We start from the raw sequence: 1,857 nt of genomic DNA, 5'->3' as shown, positions 1-1,857 counted from the left end.
ATATTATAGATATTGAAAGAGAAGAGCTTTATAATAATATAAATAAAAGAGTTGATAATATGTTTGATAAAGGGCTTCTTGATGAGGTAAAATATATTATAAATAATTACAATGTAGATAAAACTAATACTTCAATACAAGCTATAGGCTATAAAGAATGCTATGATTATATAGTTAATAATGCTATGAGTTTAGATGAGCTTAAAGAATTAATAAAGAAAAACACACGCAATTTTGCTAAAAGGCAATTAACTTGGTTTAGAAAAGATGAAAAATTAGAAAACATAAAAAGAATAAAACCAACAGATATAGAAAATACTGCAAAAGAAATAATGGATTTTTATAATCAATGAAAAAAATAATTTATAAATTAATAATAATTATATTAGGACTATTTGCTGTAATTAGCGGACTTATAACTCAAGACAAAAAAATAGATATAGAAACATTATATTATTTTACATATCAAAGCAATATTTTAGTTATAATTTATTTTATTATAGATATAGTGTATTTAATAAAAAAACAAAAAACATTTATGCCAAGATTAAAAGGCACTATAACAATGTCTATCACTGTTACATTTTTAATATATCATTTTTTACTTAGCGGAGGATATGAGAACAGAGCAGATATTATAAGAAGCACAATACTCCATTATATAGTTCCTATTATGACTATAGTTGATTATATTTTATTCGACAAAAAAGGAATATATAAAAACATAGACCCTATACTATGGCTTATCATACCTCTTATTTACTTTTTATTCATATTTATAAGAGCAAAACTCGGAAGCGAATTATCCAACGGCAGTTATTATCCGTACTTTTTTATAGATATAAATAAATATGGAATAAAAACTGTATTAAAAAATGCCTTATTTATTACTATAGCCTTTACAATATTAGGATATATTGAACTTTTTATAGACAGATTTATATTAAAACTATCAAAAAAACAATAATCACATATTTTTTACAAGTTCATTTATTTTTAATACATCTCTCCACAAATCTTCAACCTTATCAAGTTCAAATATAGTATTAGAATCTGAAAGGCTTTCTTTAGGATTAGGATGCACTTCCATAAATACACCGTCAATAGATAAAGCAACAGCTGATTTTAGTAAAGCAGGTATAAACTCCCTAGCCCCGCCCGAAACACCATTAGCAGCAGAAGGCATCTGCAAAGAATGTGTAGCATCATAAACCACAGGAGCATAGTTCTTCATTATTTCCATATTCTTCATATCAACAACTAAATTGCCATATCCAAACATAGTACCTCTTTCACAAAGTAAAAGCCTTTTTTCTTCTATTGCATCGATACATTTATCTGCTATATATTTACAATCATAACCGCTTATAAACTGCCCCTTTTTTACATTAACAGCCTTTTTAGTTTCGCAAGCAGCTCTAAGCATATCAGTTTGTCTACATAAAAAAGCAGGTATTTGAAGAAAATCAACATATTTAGCAGCAACTTCAGCCTCTGTAGGAACATGTATATCTGTAATAGTTAAAAGCCCAAGCTCTTTTCCTATGTTTTGTAATATCTCAAGCCCCTCTTTCATTCCTAATCCTCTATAGGAAGATAATGAAGTTCTATTTGCTTTATCGTAGCTTGCTTTAAATATTAATTGTATATTAAGTTTATCTTTTATCTCTTTTAATTTTTTAGCAATATTCATAGTCATCTCTTCGCTTTCTATAACACAAGGACCTGCTATAAATATTAATTCTTTGTTTTTATTTGTAATACCTTTATAATCAAAAACCATATTTTAAATCCCTTTTAAATTATATATAAATAATACATTAATAATAATTAAAGTCAATTATTATTAAATATGAG

Annotated in this window: 2 protein-coding genes and 1 pseudogene; 2 read left to right on the top strand and 1 reads right to left on the bottom strand. The window is 26.0% G+C overall.

The annotated features are described in order from the left end of the window. Positions 1 to 353 (top strand): annotated as a pseudogene (locus tag E6A48_RS03355) (tRNA dimethylallyltransferase); the annotation flags it as partial. Continuing rightward, complete coding sequence (locus E6A48_RS03350; RefSeq protein WP_219708579.1) at positions 350 to 967, top strand: Pr6Pr family membrane protein; 618 nt, start codon at positions 350 to 352, stop codon at positions 965 to 967. The pseudogene E6A48_RS03355 and the gene E6A48_RS03350, both read left to right, overlap by 4 nt. Here the strand turns inward: E6A48_RS03350 and kdsA are convergent, their stop codons facing one another. Continuing rightward, positions 968 to 1,783, bottom strand: coding sequence for a 3-deoxy-8-phosphooctulonate synthase (gene kdsA, locus E6A48_RS03345; RefSeq protein WP_219708577.1), 816 nt, complete (start codon positions 1,781 to 1,783; stop codon positions 968 to 970). It lies immediately after the preceding gene. Between the last annotated feature and the right edge of the window lie 74 nt (positions 1,784 to 1,857).

Origin of the sequence: Brachyspira pilosicoli (assembly GCF_019402445.1) — a bacterium.
Classification (GTDB): Bacteria; Spirochaetota; Brachyspiria; order Brachyspirales; family Brachyspiraceae; genus Brachyspira; species Brachyspira pilosicoli_B.
Note: the sequence above shows the minus strand (reverse complement) of the source record. Positions and strands in the feature narration are given on the sequence as shown.

Bases quoted from the DNA above. Each gene is read 5' to 3' on its own strand.
- E6A48_RS03350 (WP_219708579.1), top strand. From the start codon at position 350: ATGAAAAAAATAATTTATAAATTAATAATAATTATATTAGGACTATTT.
- kdsA (WP_219708577.1), bottom strand. From the start codon at position 1,783: ATGGTTTTTGATTATAAAGGTATTACAAATAAAAACAAAGAATTAATA.